Annotated in this window: 16 protein-coding genes; 6 read left to right on the top strand and 10 right to left on the bottom strand. The window is 72.1% G+C overall.

Annotated elements, in window-relative coordinates:
• Nucleotides 1-16: 16 nt before the first annotated feature.
• Nucleotides 17-1,450, bottom strand: coding sequence for a homogentisate 1,2-dioxygenase (gene hmgA, locus LIV37_RS38470; protein ID WP_020872470.1), 1,434 nt, complete (start codon nucleotides 1,448-1,450; stop codon nucleotides 17-19).
• A gap of 86 nt (nucleotides 1,451-1,536) precedes the next feature.
• On the opposite strand from hmgA, the gene LIV37_RS38475 reads away from it, so the two are divergent.
• The 4 genes from LIV37_RS38475 to LIV37_RS38490 all read left to right on the top strand — a co-directional run bounded on the left by LIV37_RS38475 (nucleotide 1,537) and on the right by LIV37_RS38490 (nucleotide 7,536).
• The gene (locus tag LIV37_RS38475) at nucleotides 1,537-2,208 is read left to right on the top strand and encodes a TetR/AcrR family transcriptional regulator (protein WP_020872471.1); all 672 of its coding nucleotides are present in this window, start codon (nucleotides 1,537-1,539) and stop codon (nucleotides 2,206-2,208) included.
• A 185-nt stretch (nucleotides 2,209-2,393) separates the two neighbouring features.
• Nucleotides 2,394-4,622 carry a molybdopterin oxidoreductase family protein gene (locus LIV37_RS38480; RefSeq protein ID WP_020872472.1) on the top strand — a complete coding sequence of 743 codons (2,229 nt, stop codon included), beginning with the start codon at nucleotides 2,394-2,396 and terminating at the stop codon, nucleotides 4,620-4,622.
• Between the two features lie 121 nt (nucleotides 4,623-4,743).
• Entirely contained in the window at nucleotides 4,744-6,234 is a 1,491-nt protein-coding gene (locus LIV37_RS38485) for a CitMHS family transporter (protein ID WP_020872473.1), read from the top strand.
• Nucleotides 6,235-6,237: 3 nt separating this feature from the next.
• Nucleotides 6,238-7,536 carry an MFS transporter gene (locus tag LIV37_RS38490; protein ID WP_020872474.1) on the top strand — a complete coding sequence of 433 codons (1,299 nt, stop codon included), beginning with the start codon at nucleotides 6,238-6,240 and terminating at the stop codon, nucleotides 7,534-7,536.
• 40 nt (nucleotides 7,537-7,576) lie between these two features.
• Here the strand turns inward: LIV37_RS38490 and LIV37_RS38495 are convergent, their stop codons facing one another.
• Nucleotides 7,577-8,095 (bottom strand): DUF402 domain-containing protein, encoded by a 519-nt coding sequence (locus LIV37_RS38495; RefSeq protein ID WP_020872475.1) that lies wholly within the window; start codon nucleotides 8,093-8,095, stop codon nucleotides 7,577-7,579.
• Nucleotides 8,096-8,146: 51 nt separating this feature from the next.
• On the opposite strand from LIV37_RS38495, the gene sigJ reads away from it, so the two are divergent.
• Together sigJ and LIV37_RS38505 are read left to right on the top strand one after the other, a co-directional pair.
• Nucleotides 8,147-9,100 carry an RNA polymerase sigma factor SigJ gene (gene sigJ, locus LIV37_RS38500; protein WP_020872476.1) on the top strand — a complete coding sequence of 318 codons (954 nt, stop codon included), beginning with the start codon at nucleotides 8,147-8,149 and terminating at the stop codon, nucleotides 9,098-9,100.
• A complete protein-coding gene (locus LIV37_RS38505; protein WP_020872477.1) occupies nucleotides 9,097-9,879 on the top strand; it encodes an aminotransferase class IV in 783 nt (260 codons plus the stop codon). The genes sigJ and LIV37_RS38505 overlap by 4 nt, the downstream gene beginning before the upstream one ends.
• A gap of 542 nt (nucleotides 9,880-10,421) precedes the next feature.
• On the opposite strand, the gene LIV37_RS38510 is transcribed toward LIV37_RS38505, so the two are convergent.
• The 8 genes from LIV37_RS38510 to LIV37_RS38545 form a co-directional block, all read right to left on the bottom strand.
• Nucleotides 10,422-12,662: an MMPL family transporter gene (locus LIV37_RS38510; protein WP_020872478.1), complete on the bottom strand. Its 2,241-nt coding sequence runs from the start codon at nucleotides 12,660-12,662 to the stop codon at nucleotides 10,422-10,424.
• Between the two features lie 97 nt (nucleotides 12,663-12,759).
• On the bottom strand, nucleotides 12,760-13,515 hold the full coding sequence (locus LIV37_RS38515; RefSeq protein WP_020872479.1) for a transmembrane-type terpene cyclase: 756 nt from the start codon (nucleotides 13,513-13,515) through the stop codon (nucleotides 12,760-12,762).
• A gap of 74 nt (nucleotides 13,516-13,589) precedes the next feature.
• On the bottom strand, nucleotides 13,590-15,209 hold the full coding sequence (locus tag LIV37_RS38520) for a class I adenylate-forming enzyme family protein (RefSeq protein ID WP_020872480.1): 1,620 nt from the start codon (nucleotides 15,207-15,209) through the stop codon (nucleotides 13,590-13,592).
• A gap of 249 nt (nucleotides 15,210-15,458) precedes the next feature.
• Nucleotides 15,459-16,427, bottom strand: coding sequence for a UbiA family prenyltransferase (locus tag LIV37_RS38525; protein WP_020872481.1), 969 nt, complete (start codon nucleotides 16,425-16,427; stop codon nucleotides 15,459-15,461).
• Nucleotides 16,424-17,632, bottom strand: a complete 1,209-nt coding sequence (locus LIV37_RS38530; protein WP_020872482.1) for a 4-hydroxybenzoate 3-monooxygenase — start codon at nucleotides 17,630-17,632, stop codon at nucleotides 16,424-16,426. The genes LIV37_RS38525 and LIV37_RS38530 overlap by 4 nt, the downstream gene beginning before the upstream one ends.
• 10 nt (nucleotides 17,633-17,642) lie before the next feature.
• Nucleotides 17,643-18,794 (bottom strand): flavodoxin-dependent (E)-4-hydroxy-3-methylbut-2-enyl-diphosphate synthase, encoded by a 1,152-nt coding sequence (gene ispG / locus LIV37_RS38535; protein ID WP_020872483.1) that lies wholly within the window; start codon nucleotides 18,792-18,794, stop codon nucleotides 17,643-17,645.
• Nucleotides 18,791-20,689 (bottom strand): 1-deoxy-D-xylulose-5-phosphate synthase, encoded by a 1,899-nt coding sequence (gene dxs / locus LIV37_RS38540; RefSeq protein ID WP_020872485.1) that lies wholly within the window; start codon nucleotides 20,687-20,689, stop codon nucleotides 18,791-18,793. The genes ispG and dxs overlap by 4 nt, the downstream gene beginning before the upstream one ends.
• A 64-nt stretch (nucleotides 20,690-20,753) precedes the next feature.
• Nucleotides 20,754-21,812, bottom strand: coding sequence for a polyprenyl synthetase family protein (locus LIV37_RS38545; protein ID WP_243146091.1), 1,059 nt, complete (start codon nucleotides 21,810-21,812; stop codon nucleotides 20,754-20,756).
• Nucleotides 21,813-21,817: the final 5 nt, after the last annotated feature.

Below are 21,817 nucleotides of genomic sequence, written 5' to 3' on the forward strand. Positions count from 1 at the left end.
GCGGCATCGGCGGCGTTCAGGGGCGGAAATGGCGTTCCAGACCTTGCCATACGTCGTCATAGCGCCCCTGGAGGTGGTCCGCCTCCAGCGCCTGCCGGGTGGCCGTGACCGGCCAGCGCGTCTCGAACATGAAGGCAAGCCCGTCGTCCAGCCGGTGCGGCGCCAGCTCGGCCGCGCTCGCCCGCTCGAACGTCTCATGGTCCGGACCGTGCGCGGACATCATGTTGTGCAGCGAGCCACCGCCGGGTACGAAGCCCCCCGCGCCGCCGGTCTTCGCGTCGTACGCGCCCTCGATCAGCCCCATGTACTCGCTCATCACATTGCGGTGGAAGTACGGCGGCCGGAAGGTGTCCTCCCCGACCAGCCAGCGCGGGGCGAAGACCACGAAGTCCACGCCCGCGAGCCCGGGAGTGTCGGAGGGCGAGGTGAGGACCGTGAAGATGGACGGGTCCGGGTGGTCGTAGCTGATGGTGCCGAGCACATTGAAGCGGCGCAGGTCGTACACGTACGGCACATGGGTGCCGTGCCAGGCGACCACGTCCAGCGGCGAGTGGTCGTAGGTGGCGGCCCACAGATTGCCGCAGAACTTGTTGACCACCTCCACCGGGCGCTCCACGTCCTCGTACGCGGCGACCGGGGCGAGGAAGTCCCGGGGGTTCGCCAGCCCGTTGGCGCCGATCGGGCCGAGGTCGGGGAGGGTGAACGGGCGGCCGTAGTTCTCGCACACATAGCCGCGCACGGACGGCTCCAGGGGCTCCACCCGGAACCGCACCCCGCGCGGGATCAGCGCCACATGCCCCGGCTCGGCGCGCAGCAGCCCGAACTCGGTGTGCAGCAGCAGCCCGCCCCGCTCGGGGACGATCAGCAACTCGCCGTCCGCGTCGCTGAACACCCGGTCGGTCATGGGCGCGTTGGCGGCGTAGAGGTGGATGGCCATCCCCGCGCGCTGGGTGGCGTCGCCGTTGCCGCCCAGGGTCCACAGCCCGGCCAGGAAGTCGGTGCCCTCCGGCGGCTCCGGCAGCGGGTCCCAGCGCAGCCGGTTGGGGTCGGGCGCGGCCTCGGTGAACGGCGCCCCGCGGAGCGCGCCGCCCGCGACGCGGGTGAACGGCGGATGCGCGGCGGAGGGCCGGATGCGGTACAGCCAGGAGCGCCGGTTGGTGGCGCGCGGCTCGGTGAAGGCGCTGCCGCTCAGCTGCTCCGCGTAGAGCCCGAGCGGGGCGCGCTGGGGGGAGTTGCGGCCGATGGGCAGTGCGCCGGGCACGGCCTCGCTGCTGTGCTCATTGCCGAAACCGGAGGCGTAGACCAGCTCTTCGGCCGTCTTGCGCGCCCGCTCGATCCCCTGCTCGTGTCCTGGCTGGCTGACGTGCTGGCTGACGTGCTGACTGCCGTGCTGGCTGCCGTGCTGGTCGCCGTGTCGCCTGCCGTGCTGGATCCCCGTGCCGTCGCCCATCGCGCGCTCCCACCGCTCCGCCGCACACCACTAGTTTCCACTTGATTCCTATGTCAGACGATAGGAATCGAAACCCGGGCCCGTCAATGATCGGGCAGGATGGTGGCGTGCCCATACCGCCCCTCCGCCGCCATCCGGTCCAGCGCCGCAGCGCCGAGCGCCTCGGCCGGATCCTCGACGCGTGTGCCGAGCTCCTCGACGAGATCAGCTACGAAGAACTGAGCACCCGGGCCGTCGCCGAGCGCGCCAACGTGCCCATCGGCTCGGTCTACCGCTTCTTCTCCAACAAGCGGGCGATGGCCGAGGCCCTGGCCCACCGCAATCTGGACGAGTACGCCGAGCGGATCACCCGGCGGCTGGCCGCCTCGGACGCGGCCTCCGCCTCCGGCTCCGGGCCGGACGGGGGCGGCGGCTGGCGGGAGGCGATGGACGTCGTCGTGGACGAGTATCTGGCGATGAAGCGCGGGGCGCCGGGCTTCGCGCTCATCGAGTTCGGCCATCCGGTCCCGGCCACCGCGCCACCGGAGCAGCCCAACCACCTCGTGGCCGACCGGCTGCGGACACTGCTCGCCGACCGGCTCCGTGCGGGCGGGGACGAGGCGGTCGAGGAGCGGCTGCGGGTGGCCTTCCTGCTCGCGGTCGAGACGGCGGACGCGCTGCTGCGGCTGGCGTTCCGGATGGACCCGGAGGGCGATCCGGCGATCGTGGCGGAGACGAAGGAGCTGCTGCGCGCCTATCTGGCCCGGGTCCTGGACTGATCAGGGCTCCGCTTGGAGATCCGGGCTCCGCTCGGGGATCGGGGCTCCGCTCGGAGATCCGGTCGATCGGGATCCGGTCGATCGGGAGTGTTCCCGTCGATCCCTCCCCGACATGCCTACCAGTCGGTATGGTGAGCGGGTCCGGCGCGTCATCGCGGCCTCGCCGCCGTCCCTGGGAGAGACCGATGAGCACTGCCCCGCGTATCTGCCCGCTCTGCGAGGCCACCTGTGGGCTGACCCTCACCATCGACGAGGGGAGGGTGACCGGGGCGCGCGGCGATCGTGAGGACGTCTTCAGCCGTGGCTTCATCTGCCCCAAGGGCGCCGCGTTCGGGCAGCTCGACGCCGACCCCGACCGGCTGCGGCGCCCCCTCGTCCGCCGTGCCGGGCGCCTGGTCGAGACCGGCTGGGACGAGGCGTTCGCGGCCGTGGCGGAGGGGCTGGCCCCGCTGCTGCGCGAGCACGGGCCGCAGTCCGTGGGGGTCGTGCTCGGCAACCCCAATGTGCACACCGTGGCCGGAGGGCTCTATCCGCCGCTGCTGCTGGGCGCGCTGCGCACCCGTAACGTCTTCAGCGCCAGCACCCTCGACCAGATGCCCAAGCACGTCTCCAGCGGGCTGCTGTACGGCGACGCCAACGCGCTTCCGGTGCCCGACCTGGACCGTACGGACCATCTGCTGATGCTCGGCGCCAACCCGCTGGACTCCAACGGCAGTCTCTGCACCGCCCCCGACTTCCCCGGGCGGCTGCGCGCGCTACGGCGGCGCGGCGGCCGGCTGGTGGTGGTCGACCCCCGGCGCACCCGTACGGCCGCGCTGGCCGACCGCCATGTGGCGATCCGGCCCGGCACCGACGCCCTGCTGCTCTTCGCCATGGTGCAGGTGCTGTTCGCCGAGGACCTGGTGGCCCCGGGCCCGCTCGCCGAGCACGTCAGCGGGGTGGCGGAGGTGCGGCGGCTGGCCGCCGACTTCCCGCCGGAGGCGGTGGCCGAGGCGTGCGACGTGCCCGCCGGGGAGATCCGCGCCCTCACCCGTGACCTGGCCGCCGCGTCCCAGGGCGTGGTGTACGGGCGGGTCGGCTCCACCACCGTCGAGTTCGGCACCCTCACCAGCTGGCTGGTCGATGTGGTCAACGTGCTCATCGGGCAGCTGGACCGGCCCGGCGGCATGATGTTCCCGCTCGCCGCGACCGGCCGCCGGGAGCGCCCGGCGCGGCCCGGGAAGGGATTCGCGCTCGGCCGCTGGCACAGCCGGGTCAGCGGATACCCCGAGGCCAAGGGCGAACTGCCCACCGTCGCGCTCGCCGAGGAGATCGAGACCCCGGGCGAGGGGCGGATACGGGCGGTGCTGGCGCTCGCGGCCAACCCCGTGCTCTCCGCGCCGGACGGCGACCGCCTGGACCGGGCGCTGGCCGGACTCGACTTCATGGTCAGCGTCGATCCGTACCTCAACGAGACCTCGCGCCACGCCCATGTGGTGCTGCCCCCGCCGCCGCCCAGCCGCAGCCCCCACTTCGACTACGCCTTCAACAGCCTGGCCGTGCGCAACCAGGTCCGCTACACCCGCCCGGCGATCCCCCTGGAGGCGGACCGGCTGAGCGAGAGCGCCATCCTGGCGCGGCTGGTGCTGTGCGTGAGCGGGAACGACGGCGCCGACCCGGAGGCGGTGGACGCCATGGCGATCCAGGGGACCCTCGGCAAGGAGGCCGCCGACCCGTCGTCCCCGGTGCACGGACGCGAGCCCGGCGAGCTGGCCGCGCTGCTGACCGGGGTGGACGGCCCCGAGCGCCGACTGGACATGATGCTGCGGCTGGGCCCGTACGGCGACGGCTTCGGCGCCGACCCCGACGGGCTGAGCCTGGAGAAGCTGCTCGCCCATCCGCACGGCATCGACCTGGGCCCGCTGCGGCCGCGCGTCCCGGGGCTGCTGAAGACCCGCAGCGGCACGGTGGAGCTGTGCCCGGAGCCGCTGGCCGCCGATGTGGAGCGGCTGCGCCGGTCGCTGGCCGACCGGCCCTCGGGGCTGCTGCTGGTCGGCCGCCGCCATCTGCGCTCCAACAACAGCTGGATGCACAACGTCCCGGCCCTGATGGGCGGCAGCAACCGCTGCACCCTCCAGGTGCACCCCGAGGACGCCACCCGTCTTGGCCTGGCGGACGGCGGTCTGGCCCGGGTCAATGGCGAGGGCGGGGAGCTGGAGGTGCCGGTCGAGGTGACGGACGCGGTACGGGCCGGAGTGGTGAGCCTGCCGCACGGCTGGGGCCATGCCCGCCCCGGCGTCCGGCTGTCCGTGGCCGGGGCCCGGCCCGGGGTCAACGTCAACCAGCTCTTCGACGGCTCACGGCTGGATCCGCTCTCGGGGACGGCGGTGCTCAATGGCCACCCGGTGCGGGTATCACCCTCGCTACGGCACTGACCTGGGGTTTTGCGCTTATTGCTCACGCGTCAAGACCTTGTTAACGGAAAGTTGCCGCACCTAACGTCGCCTCGACCGCCAAATCTGGGGGAGTTCAAAGGCGAACGTGAGGTAGCCAACTATGCTGACCATCCTCGGCTTCGTCATGATCGCGACATTCCTTGTCCTGATCATGATGAAGAAGATGTCCCCGATGGGCGCCCTGGTGCTCATCCCCGCGCTGTTCTGTGTGCTTGTCGGGAAGGGGGCGCACCTCGGGGACTACGTCCTCAAGGGCGTCGGCGATCTGGCACCCACGGCCGCCATGCTGATGTTCGCGATCATCTACTTCGGGGTGATGATCGACGTCGGCCTCTTCGACCCGATCGTCCGGCTCATCCTGCGGTTCTGCAAGGCGGACCCGATGCGGGTGGTGGTCGGCACCGCGATCCTCGCGGCGATCGTCTCGCTCGACGGCGACGGCTCCACCACCTTCATGATCACCGTGTCGGCCATGGTGCCGCTCTACCGGCGGCTGAAGATGAGCCTCGTGGTGATGACCGGTGTCGCGGCCATGGCCAACGGCGTGATGAACACGCTGCCCTGGGGCGGCCCGACCGCCCGCGCCGCCACCGCGCTCAAGGTCGACGCCAGCGACATCTTCGTGCCGATGATCCCGGCCCTCGCGGTCGGTCTGCTCTTCGTCATCGCCCTCTCCTACGGCCTGGGCCTGCGGGAGCGCAAGCGGCTCGGCGTGCTGACGCTGGACGAGGTCACCGCCGGCGACCCGGAGCAGGTGCTGGTCGGCGCCGGCTCCGGCGGCAAGGGCGGCAAGGGCCGTAAGGGCGTCAAGGCCGCGCTGACCGGGGGCGGCGCGGGCTCCGGCACTGACGCGGAGGCCCGGCCCTCGAACGGCTCCGGTTCCTCGGACGGCTCCGGTTCCGGGGACGGCTCCGGCTCCTCCGACGCCTCCGACGAGGACGCCGACGAGTTCAAGGGGCTCGACCCCCACCGCGCCACCCTGCGCCCCAAGCTCTACTGGTTCAACGCGGCCCTGACCGTCGCCCTGCTCGCCCTGATGGTGACCGAGACCATGCCGATCCCGGTCCTCTTCCTGCTCGCCGCCGCCGTCGCGCTCACCGTCAACTTCCCGAACATGAACGACCAGAAGGCACGGGTGGCCGCGCACGCCGAGAACGTCGTCAACGTCTCCGGCATGGTCTTCGCCGCGGCCGTCTTCACCGGCGTCCTCACCGGCACCGGCATGGTCGAGCACATGGCCCGCTGGCTGGTCGACGGCGTCCCCGAGGGCATGGGCCCGCACATGGCCATCGTCACCGGTGTGCTGTCCCTCCCGCTCACCTACTTCATGTCCAACGACGGCTTCTACTTCGGCATCGTGCCGATCCTCGCCGAGGCCGGGGCCGCCCACGGGGTCTCCGCGCTGGAGATCGCCCGCGCCTCGCTCGTCGGACAGGCCCTGCACATGTCGAGCCCGCTGGTCCCCGCCGTCTACGTGCTCGTCGGCATGGCGAAGGTCGAATTCGGCGACCACACCCGGTTCACCGTGAAATGGGCGGCGCTCACCTCCCTGGTGGTGCTCGCCGCCGGTCTCGCCTTCGGCATCATCTGACCCGTGAAGATCTCGAAGCCCGGCAGGGGCTGGCTGCTGCGCCTGGTCATCGCCTTCTCGTTCACTCAGGGGGCGGTGAGCATGGCGCGGCCGGCCGTCTCCTACCGGGCGCTGGCGCTCGGTGCCGACGCCCGTGCCATCGGTGTGATCGCCGGTATCTACGCCCTGCTGCCGCTGTTCGCCGCCGTACCCCTCGGGCGGCGCACCGACCACGGGCGGTGCGCCCCGCTGCTGCCCATCGGGATGGCCCTCATCGCCACCGGCTGTGTGTTCAGCGGGAGGGCAGGGTCGCTGCCCGCGATGGCCGCGTGGAGCGGGGTGATGGGCCTCGGCCATCTGTCGTTCGTCATCGGCGCCCAGTCCATCGTGGCCCGCCAGAGCGCGCCCGAGGACCAGGACCGCAACTTCGGCCACTTCACCATCGGCGCCTCGTTCGGCCAGCTCATCGGGCCCATCGCGGCCGGTCTGGTGGTCTCCGAACACGACGGGGCGATGGGCCGCACCAGCGCCGCCGCGCTGTTCGTCTCCGCCGCCCTCGCGGCCCTCTCCGTCACCTCGCTGTGGCGCATCGAGCGCCGCCCCGACGGCACGGCGGCCGGGCCCGCCGAGGAGGCCCCGGCCCGCAAGGTCTCCGTACGGTCCATCCTGACCACCCGCGGGGTCGCCTCCGGCATGTTCATCAGCCTCGCGGTGCTCTCCGCCACCGACATCCTCACCGCCTATCTGCCGGTCGTCGGCGAACAGCGCGGCATCTCGCCCGCCGTCGTCGGAGTGCTGCTCAGCCTGCGCGCCGCCGCCACCGTGGCCTGCCGGCTCGCCATGACCCCGATGATCCGGCTGATGGGCCGCACCGTGCTGATGGCCGTCAGCTGTCTGGGCGCCGCGCTGCTGTGCGCGGGCATCGCCCTGCCGGTGCCCGCCTGGGCGCTCGGGGTGCTGCTGGCCGGGCTCGGCTTCTGCCTCGGCGTCGGCCAGCCGCTGTCGATGACGACCGTCGTCCAGGCGGCCCCCGAGGGGGCGCGCAGCACGGCCCTCGCGCTGCGGCTCACCGGCAACCGGCTCGGCCAGGTGGCCGCGCCCGCCTCCGCCGGTGTGCTCGCGGGGCTCGTGGGCACCGCCGCCCCCTTCGTCATGCTGGGCGGACTGCTGCTGATATCGGCGGCGATAGCCGTCCGGCCGCTGCGCGGGCGCCCGGCCGCGGGTCCCGCCGCGGACCGGCCGGTGGTGGAGAAGCCGCCTGCCAAGGGGCGTACGGAGGAGTCGACCTCGGCCTCGCGGGGCACGGGACGACCGCCCCGGTGAGCGGACGGTGCGACGGCGGTGAGCCGACCGCGAGATGGCCTCAGGGCCGCTCGCCGTCGACCATGGCCAGCCACGCCTTGGAGGCGTCCCCGAACGGCTCGGCGCGCCCGTCGACCGCCTCCATCAGCCACCGCCCCGCCGCCTCGGCCTCCGCTATGACGTCCGCCGGATAGCCGTACCGCACCTGGTGCTCGGCGAACTCGTCCTCGTCGTCCAGCAGGGTCGAGCCGTCCGTCCGCTTGCGGATCACATCGAGATCCAGGTCCACCATCGACACCTCGTGCGAGGAGAGCCACTCGGCGGGCGTGGCGATGTCGCAGTAGATCTCGGTCTCCCGGGGCGGGGCGTTGAACGCCGCGGTCCACCACGCGTCGCGCGGCAGGAGGACCACATGCGCGCAGGCGATCGGCACCATCGGGCCGTACCCCTTGCGCATGACGCCGCCGCCGGGCAGCCCCAGCCAGACCCCATGGTCGTCCTCGCCCAGCCTGCGCATCCGCAGGTTCCAGTGCAGAGAGCCGTCGTACTTGCGGTAGTTGACGGATACGAGATCTGGCATGAGCCGATCCTATGCGGTGGCCGGAGCGGCACGCCGCCTAATATCGATGCAATGAACACCCCCGTATCGCCGTGGAAGGACCGCGCGGGACCGCAGGACAGGCCGGTGCCGGATGCGGGGAGCGAGGACTTCCTCCACCATCGTGAGCTGCTCTTCTCCATCGTCTACAACATGCTCGGCACGGTCACCGACACCGAGGACGTGGTGCAGGAGACCTGGCTGTCCTGGGCGTCGGCCCAGGACAAGGAGATCGCCAACCCCCGGGCCTATCTGGTGCGGATCGCCGTCAACCACGCGCTCAGCCAGATGCGCCGCGCCCGCCGCCGCCGGGAGAGCTATATCGGTCCCTGGCTGCCCGAGCCCGTACTCACCGAACCGGACGCCCCCGACACCGCGATCCGCACCGAATCGGTGTCCCTGGCGATGCTGGTCGTCCTGGAGACCCTGACCCCCCTGCAGCGCGCGGTGTTCGTGCTGCGCGAGGCGTTCGCCTACGACCACGCGGAGATCGCCGCGATCCTGGGCCGCAGCCCGGCCGCCGTCCGCCAGCTCGCCCACCGCGCCAAGGAACGCGTCGAGGCCCGGCGGCCGCGCTACGACCTCGACCGCTCCACCCAGCGCATCGTCACCGAACGGTTCCTCGACGCGGCCATCGGCGGCGACCTCGACGCCCTGATGGACGTCCTGGCCCCCGAGGTGGCCATGTGGAGCGACGGCGGCGGCAAGCGCCGCGCCGCCCTCCGCGTGATCGAGGGCCGGGACAAGGTGGCCCGCCTGGTGGCCGCCGTCAGTGCCCAGCTGCCCACCTTCCACGCGCGCCCGGTGCAGATCAACGGGGGCCCGGGGGTGGTCCTGTTCATCGGCGGGACGCTGTACGCCGCCGCGGTGTTCGACCCCGCGCCCGACGGCGAGCGGGTGCGCGGCATCTACGGTCTGATCAACCCCGACAAACTCGGCCGACTCGCCGAGTCCGTCCACCCCCCGGCTGGAACACTGGCCCCATGACAGAGCTGAACGGGGAACCGGCGGGCATCCGCGAGCTGACGGCGCTGGCCATGACCAACTACGGCCACTTCACCACCATGCGGGTGCAGGACGGGCGGGTACGCGGACTCTCCCTCCACCTGGACCGGCTGGTACGGGACTGCGGTGTGCTGTTCGGCACCGACCCGGACCGCGACCGCATCCGCGAACTTGCCCGGCGCGCCGTCGCGGACACCGAGGGGCCGCTCACGGTCCGGGTGACCGTGTACGACCCCGACCTCGGCCTTGAGCGGCCCGGAGCCGACGCCACGCCGCGGATCCTGGTCACCACCCGGCCCCCTGCCGCGCCCGCACTGCCACCGCTGAGCGTGCGCACCGCACCGCACCACCGCGACCTGCCGGAGGTCAAACACGTCGGACTGTTCGGCCTGTTGCGGCTGCGCCGACTGGCCCAGCTCGACGGCTACGACGACGTACTGCTCACGGACGAGCGGGGCGCGGTGTCCGAGGGCGCGACCTGGAACGTGGGGTTCTTCGACGGCGATCGCCTGCTCTGGCCGGACGCCGCGTGCCTGCCAGGCGTCACCCAGGAACTGCTCCGCTGCGGCCACGGCGGACCGCAGCACACCGCGCGGATCGACCGTGAGCGGCTCGGCGAACTGCGCGCGGCGTTCGCCCTCAACGCGGGGGTGGGCGTACGGCCGATCCGGTCGATCGACGGGGTGGAGTTCGACCCGGAGCATCCCGTCCTGGCCACGCTGCGCAAGGAGTACGCCACGACGGAAGCGGAACCGCTGTAGGACGGCCCGCATGAGGGGCGCCCGGCGGACCGCACTGCCTGCGGCGGGCCTTCCCCCTCCCCGCCCCTCCCCGAAACTGGGGCTCCGCCCCAGACCCCGGTGGGGCTCTGCCCCGGGCCTCAGCGGGGCTCTGCCCCGGGCTCCGGTGGGGTTCCGTCCCGGGCCCCGGTGCGGGTCCGCCCCGGACCTCGGTGCGGGGTTTCGTCCCAGACGCCGGGCCGGGGCTTCGCCCTCTCCGGAGCAGCGGTCTGCGGCTCCGCCGCGCGGCGGCGGGTCCGGCCCGGGCCTCGGGGTCCAGGGGCGAAGCCCCTGCCACGCGGCGGAGCCGCATATCGATACCGCGGGAAGGGGCGGGGAGGGGACAGATCCGCCGGACGTCCCGGAGGCGGCCCGCGTGTGACGGCCCATGAGGGGGCGACGGCGTGAAACGGCCCGTGCCAGGCCGCCCGCATGCGGCGGGTCCGCCGCCCGGGGTGCCGGGCGGCGGACCCGTGAGCCGCCCGTGTGGTGGGTGGCGGACCCGCCGCATGCGGGGTGGGCCGTCAGCCGGTCAGGGCCCGGTCGCCGTCGTGGCGAGGGGCCGGGGCCGAGGGCTCCTCGCGCAGGCCGTACCGGCTGTGCAGCCGCCGCAGCGGCGCCGGGGCCCACCAGGTGGCGCGCCCGCCCAGCCGCATCGCGGCGGGCAGCACGGCCCCGCGGATCAGCGTCGCGTCCATCAGCACGGCCAGCGGCAGCCCGACCCCGTACGCCTTCACCAGCGAGATGCCGGAGACGGTGAAGGCCAGGAAGACCACCGAGATCGCCACCGCCGCCGCGGTCACGATGCGGCCGGTGCGTTCCAGGCCCTGGGCGACGGCGGCCGTGGGCGAGCCGGTCAGCTCGTACTCCTCGCGCATCCGGGACAGCAGGAAGACCTGGTAGTCCATCGCGAGCCCGAAGGCGAGGCCGAAGAGCATCACCGGGATCGTGGCGGCGATGTTACCGGTCGGGGTGAAGTCGCCGAACAGCCCGGCGAGATGGCCGTCCTGGAAGACCCAGACCAGCGCGCCGAAGGTGGCCGTCAGGCTGAGCGCGCTGAGCACGAGCGCGAGGAACGGCAGCATCACGCTTCCGGTCACCAGGAACAGCAGCACCAGCATGGTCAGCAGTACCGTGCCCAGGGCGTACGGAAGCCACTTCTCCAGGGCCGCCGCGGCGTCGTGGTTGGTGGCCGCGGCCCCGCCCACCAGCGCCTCGAACGGCGCCTTCTGCGAGCGGATCTCGCCGACCAGCCGGTCCGCGTCGTCCGCGCCGGCCGTCTCCGGCACCACGGAGAAGTAGACGGCGTCACCCGAGGCGAAGCGCGCGTACCGCTGGTCGGGCGGGGCGGCCTGGCGGCCCTCGGCGTAGGCGCCGGTGGCGGTGCGCACCGCGGCCACGTGCGGCAGCTGGGACAGCCGCTTGGCGTACGCGCCGACGGCCGCCCGGTCGGAGCCGCCCTCGGGCGCCACGACCTGGAGCGCGTTCTGCTCACTGCTGTCGAACTCGGCGCGTACGGTGTCGGCCACCTGACGTGCCGACGAGGACGCGGGCATCACCCGCTCGTCCGGCATGCCGAGGTTGATGCCGAGGAACGGCGCGCCGAGCAGCAGCAGGAACCCGGTCACGATGGTCACGATCGGCACCGGGCGCCGCATCACGGTGGTGGCCAGCCGGTGCCAGAAGCCGCTCTCCACGCTCCGGGCGGCGGCCGCCTCGGGGCTCACCCCGCGCCGCCTGCGGAACACCCGGCCCTTCTCGATGCGGTCACCGAGCAGCGCGAGCAGCGCCGGCAGCACGATGAGCGAGGACGCGCCGGACAGCAGCGCCGTGAGCGCCCCCGCGTAGCCCATGGACCGCACCGCCTGGAGCGGGAACCAGGCCATGGCCAGGGAGGATACGGCCACGGTCAGCGCCGAGAAGGTCACGGTGCGCCCGGCGGAGGTCAGCGTCGCCCGGATGGCGTCCGGCGGGGCGAGCCCCGACCGCAGCTCCTCGCGGTAGCGGCTGACCATCAGCAGGCTGTAGTCGATGGCCAGGCCCAGACCCAGCAGGGTCACCACGCTCGCCGCGAGCGAGCCGACCGTCGTGACGCTCGCCAGGATCCACGTCAGCCCCATCGTCAGCATCATCGCCACCAGGGCGACGGCCAGCGGCAGCGCCGCGGCCACCGCGCTGCCGAAGATGAACACGAGCGCGACCAGGGTGATCGGGATGGCGACCGTCTCACCGGTGGTGGCGTCCTTCTGGCCCTGTTCCAGCAGCTCCCGCTGGAACTTCGTATAGCCGCCGAACTTCACCTCCAGCCCGTCCCGCGAGCCCTCGTAACGGTCCGCCAGCTCGGCGACGCGCTTCTGCGAGGTGGTGTCGTCCCCGGTGACCGTGCCCATGATCAGGGCCTTGTGACCGCTCTTGCCGCGCAGCTGCGGGGCCTTCCCGGTGGTCCAGTAGGAGCTGACGTGTCCCACTCCGGGTTCCTTGCCCAGCTTCCGGGTGAGCTCGGTGCCCGCCGCCGTCACGGACGGGTCGTCCACCCGCCCCTCCGACGTCACCAGCAGCGTGAGGTTGGGCAGCCCCTGCCCGAACCTCTTGTCCAGCGCGGTGATCGCCCGCGATGACTCCGATTTCGGATCGTCGAAACCGCCCGCCGTCAGCTTGTCGAACAACGTCGTACTCGCCACCCCGCCGACCACGGCGAGCAGCAGGCCGACGACCAACACCGCCAGGCGCTTCCGCACGACGAAACCGGCCAGTCTGTCCAGCATTCCCTCTTCCTTCCTCAAGCGCACCGCGTCTGGAATCCCGTCACGGCATCCCAGACGCCGCGCCCCTCCCGGATGTGACATTCCCGGGCCGCGTCGCTCACCGGACGGCTGTCAGAACGCCGGGTTCGTCGGGGACCTCGGCCGGGCCTCGGTTCCAGGCCCACGGCGAGCGGCCCTCCTCGCGGACCTTGCGGTACAGCAGCACGCAGTAGGCCGCGTCGATGGTCCAGACGGTCAGGAAGAGGAAGATGAACAGGTGGTGGCCCGGGTACATCACCAGCACCGTCCAGCCCGCGAAGAACGATCCGATGCCCTTGGCGAGCGCCACGTACATCGACTGCCCGAGCGAGGAGCCACGGCGGTTGAGCATGAAGATGAAGGACAGGCTCAGGAACACGTTCAGCCCGGTGCCGGTGTAGATGCCGGTGGCGTCCTTGAGCTCATAGGTGGTCATGATGTGGAAGGCCGCGGACCAGGCGATGACGCCGAAGACCATCCACCGGAAGGCCCGCCGGCTCATACCGGGATAGTCCTTCCATCCGTAGGCCAGCGTCTGCCGGAGGATGAAGCAGTCGACCAGGAACCAGCTGAGGTTGATCGGGCGTTGCACATCGGCCTGGTCCAGGATGAGGGAGAGGGTGAACTCCCAGGCGAGGTTGACCTCGACCACGAAGACGGGAATCCCCACCCGCTTGTCCAGTTTGGCGCGGTAGATGGCGAGTCCGTACGCCACCAGCCAGCCCGATGCGCACGGGCCCATCAGGATCCAGAACAGCCAACTCGGCCGGTCCGCCTCCGGCAGCGTCACCGGGGCGACGTTCGGGAGGTCGATGAGAGCGGGCGGGAACCACACGGCTAATTACCCCTCGTTCATGGTGGATGGATTCGTCTCGCTGCGATTGCGTGGCGTTGCTTGTATTGCGCGGGTCAGGTCCACTGGCCGGTGCCGTAGGTGTCGCTGGAACCCAGCAGCTGTTCGCGCAGCTCCCCCCGGCGCACCTTCCAGGTGGCGGTGCGCGGCATCTCGTCCCAGGGGACGAGCCGGGGCTTGTCCATCTCGGGCAGGCCACGGCAGGCGCGGTCCCACTCCTGGGGGTCCAGGGCGTCGTCGCGCATGCACAGCACCGGGATCGGCAGCTGCCCGGGGACCCCGAGCACGATCACCTCGGAGGCCCGGTCCAGCCGGTCGAGCAGGGTGGACTCCAGCTCGATGCTGCTCATCCCGGGGATCATGTCGACCTCGCGGTCGATCAGCCGGATGCGGCCGTAGCCCGCGTACTCGCCCAGGTCGCCGGTGTTCCACCAGCGGCCCTGGTCCTTGGCGCGGTGCCGGTCGTCCTCGCCCAGATAGGTCAGACAGCGCGACTTGGTCCTCACCATCAGCAGCCCCGGCTTCCCCCGGGGCCGTTTGCGGCCGGTCTCCGGGTCCACGACCTTGACCCGGACCAGGGGCGGGAACCCGACGTTGGTGGCGTCGTGCGCCCGGGGCTTGCCCGGGCGGACCATGGAGCGGGTGGCCACCCCGGCGGCGATGCCCGCGATCTCCGACTGCCCCACGCCCCAGGCCCACAGCGGCAGCCGGACCCGGGAGGCGCCGAGGAACTTGCGGACCGTCCTGGGGTGCACCGCGTCGAAGGTGCTGATGAACCGCCGTACGCCCGCGAACAGTTCGGGCCGGGTGTCGGCCAGCTCCTCCCAGTACTGGAAGACGTTCGGACAGGCCTCAAGCGAGGTGGGCGGGTGCGCGGCCAGCATGCGTGCCACGTTCTCCAGACCCGGATCTGAGAGGATCACCATCTTCCGCGGCCCGCGGAACAGCGTCCCGTTGGTCCAGGACAGATTGCGGTTGTGGGCGAAGGAGATCCCGCTGGCCACCACGTCCTCCGGCCGGGAGGTCATCAGCGGCAGCCGGTAGGACTCGATGCGGAACGGCACGGCCGCGAGCGTGGTGGCGGGCGAGTGCACCACCAGCTTCGGCACGCCCGTGGTGCCGGAGGTGTGGGTGACCAGCATGGGCTCATGGCGGCCGCGGAACCGCACCGGCGGCCGGGCGCCGCCGCGCACATCGTCGATGCGCAGGGTTCCGCCGGGCAGCCCCGGGCGGTCCTCGCCGACGGCCACCAGCGTCATGCCCGGGTCGTCGAGCGCGATCTGGGCGGCGGTCATCCGGGCCAGCACCGTCGTGCCCATCACCAGCACCTTCGGGGAGATCCTGGTGAGCAGGGCGCGGATATGCGCCTCCGACCGGATGGGCGCGATCATCACCGGCAGCGCCCCGAGCCGGGCGGCGGCCGCGGCGAGCAGGATGAAGTCGTAGTGGTTCTCCTTGACGATGGCGAGCCGGTCGCCGTGGCGCAGCCCCGCCCCGTGCAGCCAGCCCGCGGCGTCCTCCACGGTCGCCGCCAGGGCGGGCACATCGAAGCGGGTGCCGGAGTCCGGGGCGATGTCGAAGGGCCGGTCCAGATGCATGACCGTCGGCCTGCCCCGTTCGGCGGCCCAGTGGAACAACCGGCCTACGTTGACGGGCCGTTGGGAACGCGCCGCCATGTTCATCTCCTTGTATAGGGGTGCGAACGGGTGGGACGGGGGGTACGGCTAGGGGGCGGATCTTTCCCCTACCCGCCCCTTCCCGCAGCCTCGATATGCGGCTCCGCCGCGTGGCAGGGGCTCTGCCCCTGGATCCCGGGGTTCTGGGGCGGAGCCCCAGTTGTGGGAAGGGGCGGGTAGGGGGGAAGCGCCGATATGCGGCTCCGCCGCGTGGCCCGCCGCAGGCGTACGCGTACCGTCGGACACCCCTTAGATCAGGACGTAGAGCGCGGGCGCCAGCAGACCCAGGAAGCCCAGGTCATAGGCGTACAGCCCGAGCTTGCGGGCGCTCAGCCAGCGCCCCCGCAGCGGGCCCTCGCGCAGCTGGGCCAAGTGGAGAGCGGTCGCGGGCAGCAGGGTCAGCAGGGTCCACCACGGCCACCGGGTGGCCAGGCCCAGGACGCAGATCAGCGTGGCCGAGGCCAGGAAGAAGACGGCCATGGCGGTCTTGTAGACCCGCGGCCCGGTCGACGCGGCCAGCGTCCGGCGGCCCACCGAGCGGTCCCCGTCGGCGTCGTTGACGTTGGAGTAGCTGCTCACCATGACCAGCCAGAGCCCCAGCAACACGCCCACCAGCACCGCGGGGGACGACCAGTGCCGCTCCACCGCCAGGTACGGGGCCAGCAGCCCGGCCGTGGTGGCCAGGCACAGCAGTGTCTCCGCACCGCCCCGGTGGTAGCTCAGCCGCAGTCCGGCCGAGTACTGCACGCTGAAGAAGAACCCGACCCCGTAGAGGAGGTACGCCACGGCCGGAGCACGCCAGTCCAGCGCCCAGAACGCGCCGGTCCCCGCGAGCACCGCGACCGAGGCCGCGCAGGCGATGAACCGCACCGCCTCGCGCTCGGTGACCGCCCCGCTGAGCAGCGGCTTGCCGCGGATGTCGCGCTTGGTGTCACCGGCCTTGTAGTTGCGGGCGTCGCTGCCGTTGCGGAAACCCACCAGGTCGTCGGTGGCGCAGGTGCAGGTGACGATGCCCATGGAGCCGAGCAGGAACAGCAGCATCGCGGCGGTGGTCCCGGGGCGGTCGCGCGCCTGCGGGCTCAGGGTGAGCCACGCCATGCCCCAACCGAAGTAGTTCTGGTACACGAAGATCTTCGACAGCCGGAACAGACCGCGCGCCACGTCCCCGCCGCGGCGGGTGCGCGCCGTCGTCCGGCTCTCACTCGTCAGCGAGGTCACGGCCGTCCTCCCCGGGCCGGGGTCCGCTCCCGCGCCAGGCCCACATAGTTCTCGGCGAAGTTCCGCGCGGCGGCGGGGGAGTGCGTCACGGCCTCGAGCCGGGCGTGCTGCAGCCGCTCGTCGAACACCCGGCCCTCGGTCGGCCGGTGCAGCAGCCGCGACATCCAGTCGGAGAACTCCTGCGCCTGCCAGACCCCGGGCAGACAGGCGGCCGAATAGCCGTCCAGCGGGCCGCGGTCGCCGGTTTCGTAGTACTCCCGGAAGGCCGCGGCGAGCACCTTGATGTCCGCCACGGCGAGGTTGAGCCCCTTGGCCGCCGTCGGCGGCACGATATGCGCGGCGTCCCCGGCCAGGAACAGCCGCCCGTAGCTCATCGGCTCGGTGACGAAGCCACGCAGCGCCACACAGCTCTTCTCCAGGACCGGCCCCTCGGCCAGCTCCGGGGCGCCGTCGATGTCCAGCCGGGTGTGCAGCTCCTTCCAGATCCGCTCATCGGGCCAGTTCTCCACCGACTCACCGGCCTCCACCTGGAGATAGAGCCGGCTCACCGCGGGGGAGCGCATGCTGTGCAGCGCGAAGCCGCGGCCGTGCACCGCGTAGATCAGCTCCTCGGCGGCGGGCGGGGCCTGGGCCAGCACCCCGAGCCAGGCGTACGGATAGGTGCGCTCGTAGGTCGTCAGCGCGCCGGGCGGCACGGAGCGGCGGGAGACCCCGTGGAATCCGTCGCAGCCCGCGACGAAGTCACAGGCGATCTCCACCGGTTCGCCCGCCACCGTGCAGCGCACGGCCGGTGTGTCCGTCTCCAGGCCCCGTGGTTCGACGTCGGGGACGTCGAACCACAGCCGCGCCCCGGCCGCCGTCCGGGCCCGGATCAGGTCCTTCACCAGCTCCTGCTGGCCGTACATGTGGACGGTCCGGCCGGTCAGCTCGGTGAAGGGCATCCGGTGGGCGCGGGAGCCGAACCGGAAGACGAAGCCCTCGTGGACCAGCCCCTCGCGGTCCAGCCGGTCCGCCAGACCGGCCTCGCGCAGGAAGTCCACGGTGCCGCCCTCCAGCAGCCCGGCCCGCACCCGCCTCTCCACATGACCGCGGCTCCGCCGCTCCAGCACGATCGAGTCCACCCCGTGGAGCTGGAGCAGATGGGACAGCAGCAGGCCGCCGGGGCCCGCCCCGATGATCGCGACCCGCGTTGTCAGGCGCTTCACGGATGCCCCCTCATCCCACGCTGACGGTGGGGGACTCGGGGGCGTCCTGCGGGCCCGCCTCCTCGGCCAGGCGCATGGCCTCCTCGATCAGGGTCTCCACGATCTTGCTCTCGGGGACGGTCTTGATGACCTTCCCCTTGACGAAGATCTGGCCCTTGCCATTGCCCGAGGCCACACCGAGATCGGCCTCCCGCGCCTCACCCGGGCCGTTGACCACACACCCCATCACCGCGACCCGCAGCGGCACTTCCATGCCCTCGAGACCGGCGGTGACCTGGTCGGCCAGCTTGTACACATCCACCTGGGCCCGGCCGCAGGAGGGACAGGAGACGATCTCCAGCTTGCGCGGCCGCAGATTGAGCGACTGCAGGATCTGGGTGCCGACCTTCACCTCCTCCATCGGAGGCGCCGACAGCGACACCCGGATGGTGTCACCGATGCCCTGCCGCAGCAGCGCGCCGAAGGCCACCGCCGACTTGACGGTGCCCTGGAACGCGGGGCCCGCCTCGGTCACCCCCAGGTGCAGCGGATAGTCGCAGGACTCGGCCAGCAGCTCATAGGCGCGCACCATGACCACCGGGTCGTTGTGCTTCACCGAGATCTTCAGATCGTGGAAGTCGTGCTCGGCGAAGAGCTCCGCCTCCCACAGCGCCGACTCCACCAGCGCCTCGGGGGTGGCCTTGCCGTGCTTGGCCATCAGCCGCGCGTCCAGCGAACCGGCGTTCACCCCGATACGGATCGGAGTGCCGTGGTCCTTCGCGGCGCGGGCGATCTCCTTGACCTTGTCGTCGAACTTCTTGATGTTCCCCGGGTTCACCCGCACCGCCGCGCACCCCGCCTCGATGGCGGCGAAGACGTACTTGGGCTGGAAGTGGATGTCGGCGATCACCGGGATCTTGGACTTGCGGGCGATCTGCGGCAGCGCGTCGGCGTCGTCCTGGCTTGGGCAGGCCACCCGGACGATGTCACAGCCGGTCGCGGTCAGCTCGGCGATCTGCTGGAGGGTGGCGTTGACATCGGCGGTGACGGTGGTCGTCATGGACTGCACGGAGACGGGGAAGTCGCTGCCGACCCCCACCGCGCCGACGTGGAGCTGGCGGGTGACACGGCGCTTGCCGAGCACCGGTGGCGGCGCGGCGGGCAGGCCGAGATCGACGGTCATCGGGAATCCTCCTCGAGGCGCCGGACGCCCGGCGCACGGTCGGCCGCGATCCGCATCCGGATCGAGCGGGCCAGGTCTTCGGGGCTCAGGCCGCATTCGGCGAGGATGTCGGCGCGTTTGCCGTGGTCCAGGAAGCGCTGCGGAATCCCGAAACCGGACACCGGGGCCGGGACACCGGCGTCGCGCAACTCCTGGGCGAGCAGCGAGCCGTAGCCGCCCACGCGCAGGTTGTCCTCGACGGTCACCACGAGCCGGTACTGCTCCGCCAGCTTGATCAGCGACGGGCCGACCGGTCTGAGCCAGGCCGGGTCCACCACCGTGACGCCCAGGCCCTCCTCGGTGAGCCGGCGCGCCGCCTCGCACGCCGTCCCGGCCATGGCGCCCACGGACACCATCAGGACGTCGTCGCCGGGGGAGCGGTGCAGCACATCGATGCCGTCGTGCTGGTCGACGGCGGGGATGTCGGGCCCCACCGGGCCCTTGGGGAACCGGATGGCGCTGGGTCCTTCGGTGATCGCCACCGCCTCGCGCAGCGCGGCGCGCAGACAGGCACCGTCGCGAGGTGCCGCGACCCGCAGGCCGGGCACGATCCCGAGCACCGACAGATCCCACATGCCGTTGTGGGACGCCCCGTCGTCACCGGTGACCCCGGCCCGGTCCAGGACGAACACCACCGGGCAGGAGTGCATCGCCACATCCATCAGCAGCTGGTCGAAGCCGCGGTTGAGGAACGTGGAGTACACGGCCACCACCGGCACCATCCCCGCCATGGCGAGCCCGGCGGCCGAGGTGATCGCGTGCTGCTCGGCGATGCCGACGTCGAAGACCCGGTCGGGGAACTCCTCGGCGTACGCCGCGAGCCCGGTGGGCTGGAGCATCGCCGCCGTCACCGCCACCACCTCGGGGCGCTCACGGCCGATCTCGACCAGCTCCGCGCCGAAGACCGAGGTCCAGGACGGGCCCGGGGAGCCCAGCGGCTCGCCGGTGGCCGGGTCGCTGGCACCCACCGCGTGGTGGTGGTCGCGCTCGTCGGCCTCCGCGCGCCGGTAGCCGTGGCCCTTACGGGTCAGACAGTGCACCACGACCGGCCCGCCGAACCCGGCGGCCTGCCGCAGGGCGGCCTCCACCGCCGCGATGTCGTGTCCGTCGACCGGCCCGAGGTACTTGAGGCCCAGGTCGGCGAAGAGCCCCTGCGGGGCCAGCATGTCCTTCAGCCCCGTCTTGACCGCGTGCAGCGCCTCGTAGAGCTTCGGGGCCGGCCGTAGCCGCTGCTTGGACCACTCCAGGAACCGCTCGTAGTCGGGGGAGGTGCGCAGACCCGCCAGATGGGTGGCGAGGCCGCCCGTGGTCGGCGCGTAGGAACGGCCGTTGTCGTTCACCACGATGATGACGGGACGGTCCGGGGCGCCCGAGATGTTGTTCAGCGCCTCCCAGGCCATGCCGCCGGTCAGCGCCCCGTCCCCGATGACGGCCACCACCGCGCGGTCGGTCTCGCCCCGCAGCCGGAACCCCTTGGCGAGGCCGTCGGCGTAGGACAGCACGGTGGAGGCGTGGCTGTTCTCGATGGTGTCGTGCTCGGACTCGGCCCGGCTGGGGTAGCCGGACAGGCCGCCCTTCTGCCGGAGCCGGTCGAAGCCCTCCCGGCGGCCGGTAAGGATCTTGTGCACATACGCCTGGTGTCCGGTGTCCCACAGGACGCGGTCCCGGGGGGAGTCGAAGACGCGGTGCAGGGCGATGGTGAGTTCGACGGTGCCCAGGTTGGGCCCCAGGTGGCCGCCGGTCCGCAGTACCTTGTCGATGAGGAAGTGCCTGATCTCACCGGCGAGATCGGTGAGTTGGCGGGCGTCCAGGTGCTTGATGTCGGCGGGACCGTGGATGGTCTCCAGCAGTGTCATCCGGGTTTGCTCCCTCCGCGTCGGTGGAGCCGGGCGCGGTCGCTGTCGGTGCCCATCGGTGGCCTCAGGCGCTCCGGTAGGCGACCTCGTGGGCCATGGCGGCCAGTTCCTCGCGCCACTCCGGCTCCAGCGGGGCCTCGGCCATGGCGCGGCAGGCCCGCTCCACGAGCCCGTCGATGTGCTTCTCGACGTCGTCGCGCACACCCGTCTCGATCAGCAGCTGCCGCAGGTGGTCGGCGCCCCGCAGCTGAGCGGGCACCAGCTCCCGGATGTGCGCGTTGCGCTGGATGGCCAGGGCCATCAGCAGCGTCATCTTGTGCTGCTCGAAGTCCAGACCGCTCGGCTTGCCGGTGACCTCGGAGTCCCCGAAGGCGTCCAGCAGGTCGTCCCGCAGCTGGAACGCCTCCCCGAGCGCCGCCCCGTACTCCTCGAAGGCCGGTGCCGCGTCGGCTCGGCCGGCCACGGCCGCGCCCAGCACCAGCGGGCGGTGGATGGTGTAGCGGCCGGACTTGGCGATGGCGATCCACCGCGAGGTCTCCGGGTCCGGTTCGAACTCCACGGACGCCGCGACGTCCATGTACTGGCCGATGATCAGCTCCGAGCGCAGCAGATGCCACTCGGCGGCCACCGCGGGCTCCACCTCGGCCATGATCTCGTCGGAGTAGACCAGGGCCAGATCGCCCGCCAGGATCGCCACGTTCTCCCCGAAGCGCTCCGCGGTGCCCTGCCATCCGCGCTCGCGGTGCAGCGCGGCCTGGCTGGTGTGCACGGTCGGTGCGCCGCGGCGCACCGCGGACTCGTCCATCACGTCGTCGTGGATCAGCGCGCAGGCGTGGAGCAGCTCCAGCGCGGCGGCGACGGGGATGACCCGGCCGTCCTCCGGATCGCCGCCGGCGGCCAGATAGCCGCTCAGGCAGAACGCCGGGCGCATCCGCTTGCCGCCCGCGTCGACCAGGTGGGCGATCGCGTCGATGGGGACGCTGGAGCGGGGGTCGAGACCGTGCCAGCGCTCGTACTCCGCGGACAGGAAGGTGTGCAGCCGCTCCTCGACCCGGGGCAGCAGGCTCATCAGCGTCCGGCGGGCGGTGCCGGCCGGGCCCGGGGCGGGTCGGGGGGTCGCCATCGTAT

This window comes from Streptomyces rapamycinicus NRRL 5491 (genome assembly GCF_024298965.1).
Classification (GTDB): domain Bacteria; phylum Actinomycetota; class Actinomycetes; order Streptomycetales; family Streptomycetaceae; genus Streptomyces; species Streptomyces rapamycinicus.